This is a genomic window from Actinomadura nitritigenes, assembly GCF_017573545.1.
Classification (GTDB): Bacteria; Actinomycetota; Actinomycetes; order Streptosporangiales; family Streptosporangiaceae; genus Spirillospora; species Spirillospora nitritigenes.
In genome coordinates this window covers 437,295-454,062 of the sequence record NZ_JAGEOK010000001.1, presented here as the reverse complement: position 1 = coordinate 454,062, position 16,768 = coordinate 437,295, and the positions used below count along the sequence as shown (strand labels likewise).

Below are 16,768 nucleotides of genomic sequence, written 5' to 3'. Positions count from 1 at the left end.
CCCCGTCCGGTTACTCCGGAAACCTGGGGCCGTGCGACAGGGAGACCCTCGAATGGGGCCTTCGAGAGATTACACGAGGGCGGCCGCGTTGAGAAGGGTGAGTTCCGTAACAGCGTAGGTTCTCAGGTTCTCGCCGCACGCCGGCCCGCACGCGGGCTGCTCGACCGTCTCCAGGATGACCCGGTAACGGCTCTCCTGAACGGTGACGACCGCTTCGTAGGGGGATGTCCCCGTGACCGACTCCATGGTCACGGTGTCCAGTTCGAGGCGCCCGGTGTGCGCGCGGACGAAGTGCTCCGCGGCCTGAGCGGGCTCGGGGCGTCCGGCCCGCCCGCGCAGCCGGTCGAGCACGACCTCGCCGCGCAGGTAGGCGTCGATCGCGGCCACGGCCTGGGTCTCGCCGAGGTCGCCGTAATAGAGCCCGTGAGGAAGACATACAAGGTTCGCTGCGAATCGGTCACCACCGACATGGGTGGTTTCCCAGACAAGACGGTCAAAACGTTCAGCGAGGGATCGGGCCAGCGGGGCGCCCGTCCGCGCGCAGCAGGCGTTGTGGCGGCCGTGCGCGCAGACCAGCAGGACCGGGTCGGCCTCCCGGTCGCCGAGCCCCGGCGACCGGCCCGAGGCGAGCGCGTGCAGGTCCAGCCCGGCCAGCTCCCGCGGATCGGCCAGTTCCCGGCCCTCGATCCACGCCTCGCGGCCGTACGAGAACCCCCCGTAGACCTGGACGGGCGGGGTCGCGCGGCGCCGCCCCGGCCGCCGGATGAGCTGCGGCCGCACGCCGGCCGCCTGCGCGGCCCGCACGGCCTCGGCGACCGGGTCCGGTCCGGCGAGGTTGGCCACCCGCTCGGGCCAGGGGCCCGGGTGCTCGATCAGCAGCCAGGAGCGCGCCTTGGCGGTCGCGCTCGCCAGGCACGGCCGCTCGCCGGTGTGGCTTCCCGGGCAGTGCCCGCAGCCCTTCCCGCGCGTCAAATGAGTCCCCCCGGCCGAACGTCCCGATCATCGATGATTAGGTAAGGGTAACCTAAGCGTCGCCGGTCGCACCAGCGGGGTCCCCGGGGCACCAGTCTAATGAGTGGGTATCTGGGGTTTTAGGGGAGGCTGCCCGGTTGGCGGGATCTCAGTGCAGCGCGGTGCGGGGGAGGAGCGACGCCGCCGCCGGCAGGGCGGCGGCGCGGTCCGCCGCCACCAGGCCGATGCGGGTGCGCCGGTCCAGCAGGTCGCCGGCGTCCAGGGCCCCCTCGTGCAGCGCCCCCCACGCCAGCTCCACGCCGAGCACCGGCAGCCCGGGCACGACCGGCTCCAGCAGGGCCGGATCGTCCCTCCCCAGCGCGGCCAGCAGCGGCGCCTCCGTCCCGTAGCGCTGGACGAGGCGGCGCGGCGCGTCCAGCGCGTCCAGCCGGTCCCGCGGCGCGGCGCCGACCAGCGGCAGCGACGCGGTGCGGCTCGGCCCCGCGGCCAGGCCGCGGCCCGCGACGGCCGCGTCCACGGCGTCCTGCGCCATGCGCCGGTAGGTCGTCAGCTTGCCGCCGACGATCGTCACGACGCCGTCGCGCGAGGTCAGCACGGCGTGCCGGCGGGAGAGGTCCGCGGTGGCCCCGTCGCCGCCGTCCAGCAGCGGGCGGAGCCCGGCGAACGCGCCGAGCACCTCCGCGCGCCGCACCGGCACGTCCAGCGCCGAGCCGAGGATGTCCAGCAGGAAGCCGATCTCGCCGGGCGTCGGCTCCGGCACGTCGGGGATCGGGCCGTCCGCCGGCTCGTCGGTCAGCCCCACGTAGACCCGGCCGTCGCCCTGCGGGATCACCAGCATGAACCGGCTGGTCGCACCCGGGATCGGCACGTGCATCCCGGCGGTCAGCCCGCGCAGCGGCTCCGCGCCCAGCACCAGGTGGGTGCCCCGGGACGGGCGCAGCCGCACCCCGTCCACCAGCCCGCCCGCCCAGACGCCCGCGGCGTTGACCACCGCGCGGGCCCGGACGGTGGTCTCCCGGCCGGTGAGCTCGTCGCGGACGACCGCGCCGGAGCCTGTCAGCTCGACCGCCCGGCAGCGGGTCAGGATCCGGGCGCCGTGCGCGGCGGCGGTCCGCGCGAGGGCCGTGACCAGGCGCGCGTCGTCGGCGAGCTGCCCGTCCCAGGACAGCAGGCCGCCGCGCAGCCCGTAGGGGCGCAGCGCGGGCGCGAGCCGCAGCGTCTCCACCGGCGACAGCCGGCGCGGGCCGGGCAGCACCGAGCGGGGGGTGCGGGCGGCCAGCCGGAGCGCGTCCCCGGCCAGCAGCCCCGCCCGCGACACCGCCGCCTGCGACCGCGACACCAGCGGCGTCAGCGGCAGCACGAACGGCAGCGCGCGCACCAGGTGCGGGGCGGTCCGGCACATCAGCACGCCGCGCTCGACGGCGCTCTCGTGCGCCACGTCCACCTGCCCGGACGCCAGGTAGCGCAGCCCGCCGTGGATCAGCTTGGAGCTCCACCGGGACGTGCCGAAGGCCAGGTCGTGCGCGTCGATCGCGGCGACCGACAGGCCCCGGGACGCGGCGTCCAGCGCGGCGCCGGCGCCGGTCGCGCCGAGCCCGACGACCAGGACGTCCACGACCTCGTCGGGGAGGGCGGCGAGCTCGCGCTCGCGGCGGGCGGCGGTGAGCGACGCCGAGGGCGGCGGCGCGGCGGCGGAGGTCACGGCGAGAGCGTCCTCTCCAGGATGTGCCGGAGTTCGGCGTCGAAGGCGTCGGAGGGGAGCTCGGGGTCGGTCTCGTCGATCATGATCTGCGCGGACAGCCCGAAGGACTGCACGACCAGCAGCAGCGCGCGCGCCTGGCGGCCGGGGTGGTCCACGCGGACGGTCCCGTCGGCGTGCCCGGCGGCGAGCGCCTCCTCGAAGATCTCGAGGAAGGCCTGCTGGCTGGCGCCGCAGCGGTCCAGCAGGTAGGGCAGCAGCGCCTCCGGGTCGACCTCGACGATCTTGCGGAGCAGCGGGTGGTCGCGGAACATGCGGACGCCGGTGACCAGGCCCTCGACCAGCCGGGGCCGGACCGGGCGGCCGTCCTCGGCGGGCCGCACCGCGGTGCCGATCGCGGTCCACTCGCGGGTCATCAGGTCGGCCACGATCGTGCGGACGTCCGGCCAGCGGCGGTACAGCGTCATGCGGGAGACGCCGGCGCGGCGCGCGATGTCGGTCAGCGTGGTGCGGCGCACCCCGACGGCCAGCACGCAGTCGCGGGCGGCGTCCAGCACGGCGTCGTCGGCGGTCCGGGCCGCCGACCTGTTGTGACGATTCGACGTCATGTGTCACAGTGTAAGCCCGCGCGACAGGCGGACGGGAACACAGGCGGACGGGAACACGGTGCCGGGAGCGGCCCGGTGAAGGGGAGGCGCCTTGACGGCCAGCACGGGGACGCCCGGCACGGGGCGGACGCGCGACATGCTGTGGAGCGGCTGGGGCGACCCCGCCGAGGCCGCGCCGCTGCCGGAACCGACGGTCGGGCTCCTGCGCGACCTGCTCGGCGTGAAGACCGGCGACGCGGCCCCCGTCGCCCTCACCGCGATCGAGGTCGCCGCCCCCCGGCTCGGCGACGACGACCTCGCCGCGCTCGCCGCGGCGGTCGGCGCGGAGCACGTCCGCACCGACGCGGAGTCCCGCGTCCGGCACACCCGCGGCAAGTCGACCCCCGACCTGGTGCGCATCCGCGCCGGCGAGACCTCCGACGCGCCCGACGCCGTCGTGCTGCCCGGCTCCCACGACGAGGTCCTCGCGGTGCTGCGGGCCTGCGCGGAGCGGCGCGTCGCGGTCGTCCCGTTCGGCGGCGGCACGTCGGTCGTCGGCGGGCTGGCCCCCGAGGGGGTGAGCGCGTTCGTCGCCCTCGACCTGCGCCGGATGGACGCCATGACCGCCCTCGACGAGGTGTCCAGGACGGCCGTCCTGCAGCCGGGCATGCTCGCGCCGCGGGCCGAGGAACTGCTCGGCGAGCGCGGCTACACGCTCGGGCACTTCCCGCAGTCGTACGAGTGGGCGTCGATCGGCGGGTTCGCCGCCGCCCGCTCCAGCGGGCAGGCCTCCGCCGGGTACGGCCGGTTCGACGACATGGTCACCGGCCTCACCGTCGCCACGCCGGAGGGCACCCTGGAACTCGGCCGGGCGCCGAAGTCGGCCGCCGGGCCCGACCTGCGCCAGCTCGTCCTCGGCTCCGAGGGCGCGTTCGGCGTCATCACCTCGGTGACGGTGCGGATCCGGCCCGTCCCGCCGGAGCGGGCGTACGAGGGCTGGCGGTTCGCGTCGTTCGCCGACGGCGCCGCCGCGCTGCGCCGCCTCGCCCAGGACGGTCCGCTCCCCGTGGTGCTGCGGCTGTCCGACGAGACCGAGACCATGATCGGCCTCGCCGACCCGGCCGCCATCGGCGACGGCTCGGCGGCCGCCGGATGCCTCGCCGTCCTCGGCTACGAGGGCACCGCCGGGGAGATCGCCGAACGCCGGGCCCGGACCGCCGCCGTCCTGCGGGAGGCGCGCGGCGAGCCGCTCGGCGCCGGACCGGGGGAGAAGTGGCGGCACGGCCGCTTCAGCGCCCCGTACCTGCGCGACGCGCTCCTCGACGTCGGCGCGTTCGCCGAGACGCTGGAGACCGCGGCGTTCTGGAGCGACATCCCGAAGCTGTACGAGGCCGTCCGCCGCGCCCTGATCGGCACGCTCTCCGGGGCCGGCACGCCGCCGCTGGTCATGTGCCACATCTCGCACGTCTACCCGGCGGGCGCCTCGCTGTACTTCACGGTCGTCTCCGCGCAGGGCGACGACCCCGTGGCGCACTGGGACGGCGCGAAGCGGGCCGCCTCCGACGCGATCATCGACGCGGGCGGGACGATCAGCCATCACCACGGCGTGGGCACCGACCACCGCGATTGGTACGCCCGGGAGATCGGCCCGCTCGGCGCGGAGATCCTGCGGGCCGTCAAGGACCGCCTCGACCCGGCCGGGATCCTCAACCCCGGCGTCCTCGTCCCGCCGGCCGCCCGGGAGTAGCCGCCATGACCGCCCCCCGCGTCTTCACCGCGATCGTCAACCCGGCCGCCGGCGGATCGGCGTCCGCGTCCTCGCTGATCCCGCTCGCCCGGCTGCTGCGCGAGGCCGGCGCGGAGGTCGCCGTCGAGTACAGCCGCGGCCTCGACCACGCGCGCACCGTCGCCCGCGACGCCGCCGAGGCCGGCCGCGTGGTGCTCGGCGTCGGCGGCGACGGCATGATCGGCTGCGTCGGCGGCGCGCTCGCCGGCACCGGCGCCGTCTTCGGCATCGTGCCCGCCGGGCGCGGCAACGACTTCGCCCGCCAGCTCGGCGTCCCGGCCGACCCGGAGCGGCTCGCCCCGCTGCTGCTGGAGGGGGAGCCCCGCGCGGTCGACGCGATCGAGGCCAACGGCACCCCCGTGCTCGGCAGCGTCTACGCGGGCGTGGACGCCGTCGCCAACGCCAACGCCAACAGGACCCGGCTGCTGCGCGGGTCGGCGGCCTACTACGTCGGGGCGCTGCGCGCGATCGTCTCCTGGCGCGCGGCCGACTACCGCGTGATCGTGGACGGGGAGGAGCACCGCCGCGAGGGCTACACCGTCGTCGCCGCGAACTCCGGCTACTACGGGTTCGGCAAGCACGTCGCGCCGGACGCCCGCGTGGACGACGGCCTGCTCGACGTGGTGCTCATCCGCCACGCCTCCCGGCTGCTGTTCTTCGCGGTGATGCGGGAGCTGGCGGAGGGCGCCCACGTCCGGCGGCCTCAGGTCGAGGTGCTGCGCGGCCGCGAGGTGCGGATCGAGCTGGCCGGGCCGCCCGGCCGGACGCTGCCCTACGGGGCGGACGGGGAGCTGCCGGGCGTCCTCCCGGTGACGGCGAAGGTGATGCCGGGGGCGCTTCGCGTCCTGGCCCCGTAGAACGGGGCTCTCGGGTCCGCCGAAAGGCCCTCCGACCTGCGCGGACGTCCGGTCCACGGTTTTTGGACCCTCGTTTGGGGCGGTTTACGCAGCCATTACGGCCCTCCGTATAGCGTCAATTACGTCCCGCTTTCGGGACCTTGGGGTCGTCTGTGGAGGCATCATGAGAAGGCGATCGCTCGCCGTTCTGGGGGGACTCATGATGGCCGCAGGCGCCCTCCGCGTGGTGGCGCCGGCGTCTCTGGGGGTGGCGCCGGCGCTCACCACGGTCCGGTTCCGGCTCGGTCCGGTCCGTCCGGTGCCGATCCGGAGCCTCACCGCCGGGCGCGCCGCGGCGCGCCCCGTTCCCGCGCGGACGGCCCGAGCCTAGGCTGAACCGGTGCGCACACTCCTCAACGTGATCTGGCTCCTGTTCTCGGGCCTCTGGCTGGCGATCGGGTACGCGATCGCCGGCGTCGTCTGCTGCGTGCTCATCATCACGATCCCGTTCGGCATCGCCGCGTTCCGGATCGCGATGTACACGCTCTGGCCGTTCGGCTACACCGTGGCGCGCCGCCGCGACGCCGGCGCGGGCTCGGCGATCGGGAACGTCATCTGGGTGATCGTGGCCGGCTGGTGGCTCGCCCTCGGCCACCTGTTCACCGGGATCGCGCTCTGCGTCACGATCATCGGCATCCCGTTCGGCATCGCCAACTTCAAGCTGATCCCGGTCTCGCTGCTGCCCCTCGGCCGCGAGATCGTCCCGTCCGGCGACCCGCGCTCCTTCGGCGCCGCCTGAGCGCCGCGCCTGAGCGCCGCCCGGGCGACACGCCGTCTCTGCACGGCGATGTCGCTTGACGCCCGAGATCGCCTCCGGACAGGCTGGGGAGACCCCCTCACCCCCGCCGGAGGCCCCCCTTGCGCGCCGAGCATGCCGCCGCCCCCGAGAACTCCCGCACGTCCGAGGCGGGCGCCGGCTGGGTGTGCCGCAAGCCGGGCACGTTCCGCGATCTGCTGCCCGAGCACGTCCCCGACTTCTCCTGGCGCCGCCCGAAGGTGCTGTGGCGGTCCCGCAACGACGTGGTCGCGCGGCTGTTCGGCGACCCGTCCAACGGGATCCGCCGCCGGGCCGTGGCCGCCCTGCGGGAGCGCGGGACGCCCGCGGCGTTCACCGTCCACCGTCCCGAGGAGGAGTTCTCCTTCGCCCTCCTCGGCGACACCGGCGAGGGCGACCGGTCGCAGTACGCCGTGGTGCCGCCGCTGCTGCACGCCACCGCGGGCACCGACTTCATGGTGGTCGCGAGCGACGTCATCTACCCGACCGGCGACGCGGGCGACTACCCCGAGAAGTTCTACCGGCCCTACCGGGACTATCCCGCGCCCATCTACGCCGTCCCGGGCAACCACGACTGGTACGACGGGCTCCGCGGGTTCCTGCACGTCTTCTGCGGCCTGGACGCGGACTGCTCGCCCGACTGGCGGGGGCCGCTCTCGTTCGTCCCGCGCCTGTTCTGGCGGCACTCGGGGAAGGTCGACCGGCGCGCCCTCGCGGAGGCCCGGTCCCTGTACCGGGGCGCGCCGGACCAGCAGGCCGTCCAGCCCGGCCCGTACTGGGCGATCGACACGCCGTCGCTGCGCATCATCGGCATCGACACCGGGATCACCGGCGGCATCGACCGCGAGCAGGGCGAATGGCTGCGCGGCGTGTCCGCGGGCCCCAAGCCCAAGATGCTGGTCACCGGCAAGCCGCTGTACGTGGACGACGAGCACCACCCGGGGCCCATCGAGGGCGGCGGGACGGTCGACGAGATCGTCCGCGACCCGGCGCACAACTACGTGCTCGCGGTCGGCGGCGACATCCACAACTACCAGCGCTACCCGGTGAAGGTGGACGCGACCGGGCGCGTCGTCCAGTACGTCGTGTCGGGCGGCGGCGGGGCGTTCATGCACGCGACGCACACGATCCCGCGCGCCCGGGTGGTCGAGGAGAAGGACTTCCGCTGCTACCCGCTGCGGGGCGACTCGCTGTCGCGCTACAGCCAGCTGTACGGGCGGTGGACCCGGATGCCGGGGCTGTTCGACCTCACCCCGGAGGAGGCCACGGCCGTCATCCGCTCGCGGGTGGGGATCGTGCCGGGGCGCACCTACGACGGGCTCCAGCCGTCCCGCCGCGCCCGGTTCGTCGCGTTCGTCCTGGGGGTTCCGCGGGGCGTCCGGCGCCGTTCGCGTTTCCTGCGCCTGCCGGTGCGCCGGATGCCGCAGCGGTTCCGCTCGGAGATGGCCGACTGGGACAGCCCGCCGTTCTTCAAGAGCTTCCTCCGGCTGGACGTGACCGCGTCGGAGCTCCGCGTCCGCTGCTTCGCCGCGACGGGCTGCGGCGACCACGAGGCGGCGCCGCCGGTCGAGGACGAGGTGACGATCCCGCTCCGGTGAGGCCGGAGTGGCGGGTGGATTGGAGAATCCGCCAGAAATGTCGACAAAATACGTCGATCTGCCGCGCGACGTGCCGTAATACCGTTACAGTCTCAGCTCACCGACCAGGTGACCGGTAACGGACGGTCGGCCGGAGAACGACCGCGTCCCCAGGAGAGCGACTCGATGAGTTACCCCCAGCAGGGTCAGGGCCAGCCTTATCAGCAGCAACAGCAGCAGCAGGCCTACCAGGGCGGCTACTCGCCCGCCCCGGCTCAGCAACAGCAGCAGGCCGTCGCCCGCGGCGCCGGCTACAACATGAAGCGCCGCAACCCCGTCGGAGCCTGGCTCGGGCTGCCGATGATCACGCTCGGCGTGTACGGGCTCGTCTGGATGTTCAAGGTCCACAGCGAGCTGCACAACTACGACCGCCGCATCGACGACGCCGCCACCGGCGCGCTGCTGTCGATGATCTTCGGCTTCGTCACCCTCGGCATCTGGCCGCTCGTGGTGTGGTGCAAGCTCGGCGGGCGCATCGCCCAGGCGCAGCGCGCCGCGGGCCTGCCCGCCACCTGCAGCGGAGGCATGGGCTTCCTGCTCGGCATCCTCGGCTTCGGCGTCCTGTACTACCAGCTCCAGCTCAACAAGGTCGTCGACCGCTACGGCGAGACCCCGGCGGGCCAGCAGGTCTCCCTGGTCGCCTGACCCGACCCGCTCCAACCCCGCAAGGGGGCCCCGGCCCTGGCCTCCTGGAACGGCATCGAACCCCCTCCGCCCCACGCGGAGGGGGTTCTGTTCTGCCGGTTCCGAACTGCTCTCAAGATCGGTTTTCAAGTGCTGAGCTATCGATTGCGCGTTCGAGTGTAATGACTTAAAGTATTCACCATGTTGCAATCGGCTACCGATTCCGGCCTGGTCGCTGGAGTTCACGGCCCGACTCCGGGGGATCGACTGCCGCCGGTCGCCGCGCCTTTCGTGGTGGCGGGACCGTCGGGGGTGGCTGTGCGTGACCGACTCAAAGGCCTGACATTCCAGGACGAGCGAGTACTGCGGCTGGCCGGCACCCATCTGGGGCGCCTGGCCGGCCGCGATCTGAAGAAGCGCTGTGGCGATGGGCTGGAGCACGACGCCGAGCGTTGGGCGGTGCGCAAGCGGGAGTTGACGGGGGAGTCGTCGGCGCGGTGGGCCGGATCGATCACCAAGGCCACTCATGACCAATGGGCTCTGGCTCGCCGGGGACAGTCGGCGCACCTGCGGTCCCTCCGGGCCGGTGTCCGGACGCTGGAGTACCGCCTGTCGCTGCCGCTCGGCGAAGAGGGAACCAAACGGGCGCCCGGCGGGTACCGGACCAAGCGGGAATGGTTCGCCAAGTCGCGCCGTCTGGGCGTCCTGCGAGACCGGCTCGCCCGGGTGCAGTCGGACTGGGATGCTGGGAGCGTGCACGTGGTTCGGGGTGGCCGCAGGCTGCTCGGCACCCGTCACAATCTGGAGGCCGCGAGGCTCACCGAGGAAGGGTGGCGGATGCGGTGGGAGGCCGAGCGCTGGTTCCTGCGCGCCGACGGTGAGTCGGGCAAGCGGTTCGGCAACGAGACCATCCGTCTGACCCCGTCCGGGGAGGTGTCCATCCGGCTGCCCGCGCCGCTGGCGCACCTGGCCAACGCCGAGCATGGCCGGTATGTCTTGTCCGCCCGCGTCGCCTTCAAGCATCGTGGGACGGAGTGGGGCGACCGGGTCGAGGCCGACCGCGCCGTTGCTTACCGCATCCACCTGGACGTCGAGCGGGGCCGTTGGTACGTGACCGCGTCCTGGCAGCGCGCCGCTGTCCCGGTGGTCCCCCTGCAAGCCGCTCTTGCCCGCGGAGTGATCGGTGTCGACACCAATGCCGACCACTTCGCTGCTTGGCGCCTGGACCGGCATGGCAACCCCGTCGGTAACCCCAAGCGGTTCGGCTATGACCTGTCCGGCTCCGCCCAGCATCGCGACGCCCAGGTGCGGCACGCCGTCACCCAGCTGCTGCGTTGGGCTTCGTCCTGCGGGGTGTCGGCCATCGGCATCGAGGACTTGGACTTCGCGGCTGAGAAGACCAGAGAAAAGCATGGTCGACGTAAACGGTTCCGGCAATTGGTCTCCGGGATGCCGACCGGAAAGCTGCGGGCCCGGCTGGTGGCGATGGCCGCTGAGGCCGGCATCGCGATCGTGGCCGTGGACCCGGCCTACACCTCCAGGTGGGGTGCGCAGCATTGGCGTGAGCCGATGAGCACCCCGCACCGCAAGGTCTCCCGGCACGATGCGGCGAGCATCGCTGTCGGGCGACGCGCTCTCGGGCACCCGATCCGGCGACGGACGGCACCGCCCCGCCATCACCAGGGCGATGATGCCGGGCCTCGGGCCGTCCAGGCCGACCGTGGTGACCGAGAACGCGAGGGACCCCGCCACCCCGTCACGGACCGTGCACACGATGCACGTCGCCGGACGCGGGCGACCAGAACGCGGGCGACCAGCGTGTCCAGCACCGTTCGGGACGCGCGCAGGCCGGGGACATGGGTCCAAGACCCCCTCCTGTAGGAACGGTTCTGTCATACCCGGGGGCGAGAATGGGCGGGTGAGGATCGCGGTGGCCGCCGGGGCGGGGGACGGGGGCGAACTGCGGCCGCTGGACGAGGACGGCTCGCCCGCCGGGCCCGCGTACACCGTGGCCGATCTGGCCGGCGAGATCGCCGACCGCGAGCGCGCGGACGCGCCGCGCTGGGTGTGGGCGTCCAGCGCCCGGCTGTACCCGCGGCTGCTGCGGGCCGGCGTCCGGGTCGCGCGCTGCCACGACCTCGAACTCGTCGAGAACCTGCTGCTGGGGCACGCCGGCCGCTACGGGGAGCCGCGCTCGGTCCGGGCGGCGTGGGCGCGGCTGCGTGGGCTGCCCGTCCCGCCCGACCCGAGGCCGGCGCACGAGGCACCGGCGCGGGCCGCGCAGGCGCCGCTGTTCGGCGACGACGACGCCGAAGGGGAGCGGGCGGCGCCGTCCGACGACCTCGGGCAGATCGTCGACGTGCACGCGGCGCAGCAGCGCGCCGCCGCCGGGCTGGACGGGTTCGCGCTCCTCGCCGCCGCCGAGTCCGCGGGCTCGCTGGTCGCCGCCGAGCTGGGCCACGACGGGCTGCCCTGGTCGGCCGCCGAGCACGACGCGCTGCTCACCGAGCTGCTCGGCCCGCGCCCGTCCGGCGGGCTGCGCCCGCGCCGGCTGCAGGAGCTCGCCGACCGGATCGGCGCCGCGTTCGGCCCGCGCACGCACGTCAACCCCGACTCCCCGGCGCAGATCCTCAAGGCGTTCGCGGCGGCGGGCCTGCCGATCCCGTCCACCCGCGCGCACGTGCTGAAGCGCCTCGACCATCCGGCCGTCCCGCTGCTGCTGGAGTACAAGGAGCTCGCGCGGCTGCACGCCGCGCACGGGTGGGCGTGGCTCGACACGTGGGTGCGGGACGGGCGGTTCCGCCCCGAGTACGTGGTGGGCGGCGTGGTGTCCGGGCGCTGGGCGACCAACGGCGGCGGCGCGCTGCAGATCCCGCGCGTGCTGCGCAGGGCCGTCGTCGCCGATCCCGGCTGGTGCCTGGTGGTCGCCGACGCGGCCCAGCTGGAACCGCGCGTCCTCGCGGCCCTGGCGGGCGACCGGGCGTTCGCCGACGCGGCGGCGCACGGCGACCTCTACGAGGCGCTGTCCGACGCGTTCCGCTCGGACGAGGCGACGGGCGGGCTGTCCGCGCGCGCGAAGGCGAAGCTCGCGCTGCTGTCGGCGATGTACGGCGGAGGGACGGGCGAGGCCGTGCAGCTGCTCGGCGTGCTGAAGAGCCGGTTCCCCGACGCCTTCGAGTACGTCGAGGCCGCCGCCCGCGCGGGAGAGCGGGGGCGGCTCGTCCGGTCGCTGCTCGGCCGGACGTGCCCGCCGCCGTCGGCGGGCTGGCGCGAGCTGACGCTGGCCGGCGACGACGAGCGCGACCCGCCCGTCCCGTCCGCGGCGGTGGAGGGGGCGCGCCGCCCGGCGACGGCCGCGCAGGCGCTGCGCAGCCGGGGCCGCTTCACCCGCAACTTCGTCGTGCAGGCGACGGCGGCGGACTGGGCGCTCGCCCTGCTCGGCTCGCTGCGCCGCCGCCTCACCGCGCTCGGCACGCCGCGCCTGGTGTTCTTCCAGCACGACGAGGTCATCGTGCACGCGCCGGCGGAGCTCGCCGAGGCCGTGACCGAGGCCGTCCGCGCCTCCGCCGAGGAGGCGCGCCAGCTGCTGTTCGGCGCGACGCCCGTCGCCTTCCCGATGGAGATCGCGGTGGTGGACCGCTACGCCGACGCCAAGTGAGCGGCGAGCGCCCGGACCGTGTTCGCGGCGGCGAACGCGTGCCCCCGGGCGTTGAGGTGCAGCCGGTCGGCGCTGTAGATGCCGGGATCGGCGGCGACGGGGTGGCCGGGCGGGTTGTCGACGTGGCAGGCGCCGTGCTCGGCGGCGACCTCGGCGGCCAGCTCGTTCAGCCGCCGCGTGCGCGCCGACAGCACCTCCCGGAACCGGGCCGGGCCGAGCCCCGCGGCGGTGATGTCCAGCAGCCCGATCGTGGCGACGTCCGCGCCGGCGGACCGGAACGCGCCGACCATCGCGGCCAGCTCGCGCCGCACCTCGTCCTCGTCGAAGTGCGGGCGGAGCATGTCGTTGCCGCCCGCCACCACGAACGCGAGGTCGGGCCCGAACTCCAGCGCGGGCACGAGCTGCTCGGCGGCGACGCGCGCGGCGACGAGGTCGCGGCGGCCGAGGTTGAGCGCGGCGAAGCCGTCCGTCACCGCGCCCAGCGCCTCCTCGACGCGGTCGGTCCAGGACAGGTCGCGGTAGCCGGGCACCGGTTCGCGGACGCCCTCGGCGACGCTGTCGCCGACCGTCACCATCCTCTTCCACGGCGCGCCCGCCAGCAGCGCGGCGGCCTCGGCGGCGGTCAGCACGGCGGGGTCGGTCCACTCGGTCAGGGGCCCGGCGGGCGCGGCCGCGGGTGTCGTCCCGGTCATGTCGTCTCCCATCAGGACGTGCTCGGACGGACGGTCAGGAACGCCCCCGCGAGGCCGGCGCCCGCGGCGGCGAGGGTGCAGAACAGGTAGACGGCGGTGTAGTCGCCGTGCACCGCGCGGTCCGGCAGCATCGCGGCGAGCGCCGCGATGCCGAGGGCGCCGCCGAGCTGGCGGGCGGTGGTGTTGAGGCCGGTCGCGCCCGCGAACCGCTGCGGGCCGGCCGACAGCGCGGCGGCCGACGCGGTGCCGGTGGTGACCATCCCCATGCCCGTCCCGGCCAGCAGTCCGAGCGGCAGCCAGAAGGTGGGGAAGTGCGGCTCGGCGGGCAGCCCGGCGACCACCCAGATCCCCGCCGCGACCATGATCAGGGCGCCGCCCGACACGGCGGGACGGACGCCGATGCGGCCGGTGAGGCGGCCCATCGCGATCGCCGCCGCGGTGGCGGTGAACGCGCCGGGCGTCGAGGCGAGCCCGGCCTTGAGGATCGAGTAGTGCCACTCGCCGGTCAGGTAGAGGACGCCGAGCAGCAGCCAGGAGTACAGCGCCGTCCCGTACAGGAACGAGGCGGTGTTGGCGAGGGCGAACCCGCGGGCGCGCCACATCCCGATCTCCAGGGCGGGCACGGGGTGCCGGGCCGACCGCCACAGCGCCAGGGCGGCGAGGGCGGCGCCGCCGAGCAGCAGCGCGAGCGTGCGGGCGTCGGTCCAGGACCAGTCGCCGGCCTGGGTGACGCCGAGCGCGATGCCGCCGACGCCGGCGCCGAGCAGGACCGTCCCGGCGAGGTCGGGCAGCCGCCCGGCGGTGCCCGCGGTGCGCGGCAGCCGGAGCCCGCCGAGCAGCATCACCAGGCCGAACGGGACGTTGATGACGAACAGCGCCCGCCAGCCGAACTGCTCGACGAGAACTCCGCCGAGCCCGGGGCCGACGGCGGCGGCGAACGCGCCCGCCGCGCTCCACAGCCCGATGGCGCCCGCGCGCCGCGCGGCGGGGGTGTCGTGCAGCAGCAGCGCGAGCGACGCCGGGATCATCGCGGCCGCGGCGGCGCCCTGCACCCCGCGGGTCGCGAGCAGGACGGGCACGTTCGGCGCGGCGGCGCAGGCCAGGGACGCGAGCGTGAACAGCCCGGTGCCCCACAGGTAGAGCGAGCGCCGCCCGACGAGGTCGGCGAGGCGGCCGGCGGGGGCGAGCAGCGCCGCGAACAGCACCGCGTAGAGGGTGACGATCCAGGTCAGGCCGGACAGCGAGGCGTCCGGGAAGTCGGCGTGCAGATCGGGGACGGCGAGGTTGGCGACGGTGGCGTCGAGCATGGCCAGGAACGTCGCGCCGGCGGCGAGCCAGGGCACGTCCCGCCGCGCGCCCGCCGTGAGGGGCGGCGCCGTGGTGGCGGTCATGGGAGGTCCTCCAGAAAAGAACGAACGGTCGTACACTCTTCTGCGAGCAGGCCTCCCGTCAAGGGGTTTGCACGATTGACTTTGCACGAACGGTCGTGCAGATTAGTGAACGTGAGCACTGACGGACGGGTCCTCAAGGGCGAGCGGACGCGCGCGGTCATCCTCGGCCGCGCCGCCGACATCGCCTCGGCCGAGGGACTGGAGGGACTGTCGATCGGGCGGCTCGCCACCGAGCTGCGGATCAGCAAGAGCGGCGTCTTCACGCACTTCGGCTCGAAGGAGGAGCTGCAGCTCGCGACCGTCGCCACGGCCGTCGAGGTGTTCCGCGAGCACGTCGTGGAGCCCGCCCTCGTCGTCCCCGAGGGGCTCGGGCGCGTCCGCGCGCTCCTGGACGCCTGGCAGCGCTACCAGCGGCAGCCGGTCTTCCCCGGCGGCTGCTTCTTCCACTCCACGATGGCCGAGTTCGACGCCCGGCCCGGCCGCGTCCGTGACGCCATCGCGGCGTCCCAGCGCCACTGGCGCGCCTTCCTGGAGCGCTGCCTGCACGAGGCGCGGGACCGCGGCGACATCGACGCGTCCGCCGACGTCCCGCAGCTCGCCTTCGAGCTGGACGCCGTCTGCCGCACCGGAGCCGCCCACGCGCTCCTCCACGACGACCCGTCGCAGTACGACCGCGCGACCCGCGCCGTCGAGGCGCTGCTGGCCGCCGTGACCCTCGCCGGCCCCGGGCGCTGATCCGGCCCCGAGCGCTGATCCTGCGCAGCGCGCGGGCGGCGGGTCAGCCTACGACCGTGTACGACGGGCGGCCGTTGAGCGCCTCGGCGTCGACGAACGACGTCCTGCGGTAGGCGCCGGTCATTCTGACCAGCTCCTCCGCGGTCAGAACGTCCTCGATCGCCTCGAAGCCGTCCGGCGCGCGCTCGCTCACCATCCGCAGGATCCGCTCCGCCGGCATGTCGCGGCAGGCCAGGACGACCGCGTTGGCCGGCTCGCGGCGCTCGCGCTCGTAGCGGAGCAGGCCCTCGGCCGGGTCGGCGGCGCGGGCCAGCTCGTACGCCAGCACGCGCGCGTCCAGGACGGCCTGGGAGCCGCCGTTGGAGCCGATCGGGTACATGGGGTGCGCCGCGTCGCCGACCAGGGTGACCCTGCCGAACGTCCAGCGGTCCAGCGGCTCCCGGTCCACCATGGGGTACTCCAGGATCTCCGCGGTGCCTTTGATCAGCGCCGGGACGTCCAGCCAGTCGAACGTCCAGTCCTCGAAGTGGGGGAGGACGTCCTCCAGCCGGCCCTTGCGGTTCCAGTCGGCGGCGCCGGCGCGCCGGTCCCCTTCGAGCTTGACCTCGGCCACCCAGTTGAGCAGGGCCCGGCCGCGCCGCTCGGCGCGCATCGAGATCGGGTAGACGACCATCTTCGACCGGGCGTTGCTGCCCGCGACGGCGAGGGTCCGGCCGGTGAGGAACGGCTCGGACTCGGTGACGCCGCGCCACATCCGGATGCCGTTCCACAGCGGCGCGGGCTCGTCCGGGTACAGCTGCGCGCGGACGGTGGAGTGCAGGCCGTCGGCGCCGACCAGCACGTCCGCCGTCACCGTGCCGGCGGTGCCGGTCGCCCGGTCCAGCAGCCGCGCCCGCACCCGGCCGGCGTCCTGCTCGAAGCCTTCGAGCGCCGTGCCGGTGCGGACGGCGTCCTTGCCGAGCCGGGACAGCACCGCGTCGAGCAGCGCCATCTGCAGCTCGCCGCGGTGGACGGAGTACTGCGGCCAGTCGTAGCCGAGCGCGCGGCCGCGCGGGTCGCCCCAGATCCGCCCGCCGAACCGGTCGAAATGCACCATTTCCGCGGTCGGGACGCCGATGTCGGCGAGGTCCTCGCCGAGGCCCAGCTCGGTGAGCTCGCGGACCGCGTGCGGCAGCAGGTTGATGCCGACGCCGAGCGGCCGCAGCCGCCGTGCGGAGTCCACGACGAGGGCCTCGATCCCGGCCGCGTGCAGGCTCAACGCGGTGGTCAGCCCGCCGATCCCGGCGCCGACGATGAGTACGCGCATGTCCTCATGA

General features: G+C 74.7%; 14 protein-coding genes. 8 read left to right on the top strand and 6 right to left on the bottom strand.

The features are described 5' to 3' along the window. Nucleotides 1-69: 69 nt before the first annotated feature. The 3 genes from J4557_RS01785 to J4557_RS01775 form a co-directional block, all read right to left on the bottom strand. A complete protein-coding gene (locus J4557_RS01785; RefSeq protein WP_208264508.1) occupies nucleotides 70-972 on the bottom strand; it encodes a ferredoxin family protein in 903 nt (300 codons plus the stop codon). Between the two features lie 148 nt (nucleotides 973-1,120). Continuing rightward, nucleotides 1,121-2,674 carry a glycerol-3-phosphate dehydrogenase/oxidase gene (locus J4557_RS01780; protein ID WP_208264507.1) on the bottom strand — a complete coding sequence of 518 codons (1,554 nt, stop codon included), beginning with the start codon at nucleotides 2,672-2,674 and terminating at the stop codon, nucleotides 1,121-1,123. Beyond that, complete coding sequence (locus J4557_RS01775; protein ID WP_208264506.1) at nucleotides 2,671-3,279, bottom strand: TetR/AcrR family transcriptional regulator; 609 nt, start codon at nucleotides 3,277-3,279, stop codon at nucleotides 2,671-2,673. The genes J4557_RS01780 and J4557_RS01775 overlap by 4 nt, the downstream gene beginning before the upstream one ends. A 136-nt stretch (nucleotides 3,280-3,415) precedes the next feature. Here J4557_RS01775 and J4557_RS01770 point away from each other — a divergent pair, with 136 nt between their 5' ends. From J4557_RS01770 to J4557_RS01740, 7 genes are all read left to right on the top strand, one after another. Continuing rightward, nucleotides 3,416-5,005: an FAD-binding oxidoreductase gene (locus tag J4557_RS01770; protein ID WP_208264637.1), complete on the top strand. Its 1,590-nt coding sequence runs from the start codon at nucleotides 3,416-3,418 to the stop codon at nucleotides 5,003-5,005. Nucleotides 5,006-5,010: 5 nt separating this feature from the next. Next, nucleotides 5,011-5,901 (top strand): diacylglycerol/lipid kinase family protein, encoded by an 891-nt coding sequence (locus tag J4557_RS01765; RefSeq protein WP_208264505.1) that lies wholly within the window; start codon nucleotides 5,011-5,013, stop codon nucleotides 5,899-5,901. Between the two features lie 379 nt (nucleotides 5,902-6,280). Then, nucleotides 6,281-6,679: a YccF domain-containing protein gene (locus J4557_RS01760; RefSeq protein ID WP_208264504.1), complete on the top strand. Its 399-nt coding sequence runs from the start codon at nucleotides 6,281-6,283 to the stop codon at nucleotides 6,677-6,679. A gap of 119 nt (nucleotides 6,680-6,798) precedes the next feature. Next, nucleotides 6,799-8,313, top strand: a complete 1,515-nt coding sequence (locus J4557_RS01755; RefSeq protein ID WP_208264503.1) for a metallophosphoesterase family protein — start codon at nucleotides 6,799-6,801, stop codon at nucleotides 8,311-8,313. A 165-nt stretch (nucleotides 8,314-8,478) separates the two neighbouring features. After that, nucleotides 8,479-8,997: a DUF4234 domain-containing protein gene (locus tag J4557_RS01750; RefSeq protein ID WP_208264502.1), complete on the top strand. Its 519-nt coding sequence runs from the start codon at nucleotides 8,479-8,481 to the stop codon at nucleotides 8,995-8,997. Nucleotides 8,998-9,177: 180 nt separating this feature from the next. Next, nucleotides 9,178-10,857, top strand: a complete 1,680-nt coding sequence (locus J4557_RS01745; protein ID WP_243775094.1) for a transposase — start codon at nucleotides 9,178-9,180, stop codon at nucleotides 10,855-10,857. 37 nt (nucleotides 10,858-10,894) lie between these two features. Then, nucleotides 10,895-12,634, top strand: coding sequence for a bifunctional 3'-5' exonuclease/DNA polymerase (locus J4557_RS01740; protein ID WP_307799282.1), 1,740 nt, complete (start codon nucleotides 10,895-10,897; stop codon nucleotides 12,632-12,634). On the opposite strand, the gene J4557_RS01735 is transcribed toward J4557_RS01740, so the two are convergent. Together J4557_RS01735 and J4557_RS01730 are read right to left on the bottom strand one after the other, a co-directional pair. After that, nucleotides 12,616-13,326, bottom strand: coding sequence for an SGNH/GDSL hydrolase family protein (locus tag J4557_RS01735; protein ID WP_208264500.1), 711 nt, complete (start codon nucleotides 13,324-13,326; stop codon nucleotides 12,616-12,618). The two genes, J4557_RS01740 and J4557_RS01735, sit on opposite strands and share 19 nt — an antisense overlap. A gap of 11 nt (nucleotides 13,327-13,337) precedes the next feature. Next, complete coding sequence (locus tag J4557_RS01730; protein ID WP_208264499.1) at nucleotides 13,338-14,717, bottom strand: MFS transporter; 1,380 nt, start codon at nucleotides 14,715-14,717, stop codon at nucleotides 13,338-13,340. A gap of 111 nt (nucleotides 14,718-14,828) precedes the next feature. On the opposite strand from J4557_RS01730, the gene J4557_RS01725 reads away from it, so the two are divergent. Next, nucleotides 14,829-15,452 (top strand): TetR/AcrR family transcriptional regulator, encoded by a 624-nt coding sequence (locus J4557_RS01725; RefSeq protein WP_208264498.1) that lies wholly within the window; start codon nucleotides 14,829-14,831, stop codon nucleotides 15,450-15,452. A 43-nt stretch (nucleotides 15,453-15,495) separates the two neighbouring features. On the opposite strand, the gene J4557_RS01720 is transcribed toward J4557_RS01725, so the two are convergent. After that, nucleotides 15,496-16,758, bottom strand: a complete 1,263-nt coding sequence (locus J4557_RS01720) for a flavin-dependent oxidoreductase (RefSeq protein ID WP_208264497.1) — start codon at nucleotides 16,756-16,758, stop codon at nucleotides 15,496-15,498. Nucleotides 16,759-16,768: the final 10 nt, after the last annotated feature.

Coding starts and splice junctions, on each gene's coding strand:
- J4557_RS01750 (WP_208264502.1), top strand. CDS start 8,479: ATGAGTTACCCCCAGCAGGGTCAGGGCCAGCCTTATCAGCAGCAACAG.
- J4557_RS01775 (WP_208264506.1), bottom strand. CDS start 3,279: ATGACGTCGAATCGTCACAACAGGTCGGCGGCCCGGACCGCCGACGAC.
- J4557_RS01745 (WP_243775094.1), top strand. CDS start 9,178: ATGTTGCAATCGGCTACCGATTCCGGCCTGGTCGCTGGAGTTCACGGC.
- J4557_RS01765 (WP_208264505.1), top strand. CDS start 5,011: ATGACCGCCCCCCGCGTCTTCACCGCGATCGTCAACCCGGCCGCCGGC.
- J4557_RS01720 (WP_208264497.1), bottom strand. CDS start 16,758: ATGCGCGTACTCATCGTCGGCGCCGGGATCGGCGGGCTGACCACCGCG.
- J4557_RS01730 (WP_208264499.1), bottom strand. CDS start 14,717: ATGACCGCCACCACGGCGCCGCCCCTCACGGCGGGCGCGCGGCGGGAC.
- J4557_RS01735 (WP_208264500.1), bottom strand. CDS start 13,326: ATGACCGGGACGACACCCGCGGCCGCGCCCGCCGGGCCCCTGACCGAG.
- J4557_RS01770 (WP_208264637.1), top strand. CDS start 3,416: ATGCTGTGGAGCGGCTGGGGCGACCCCGCCGAGGCCGCGCCGCTGCCG.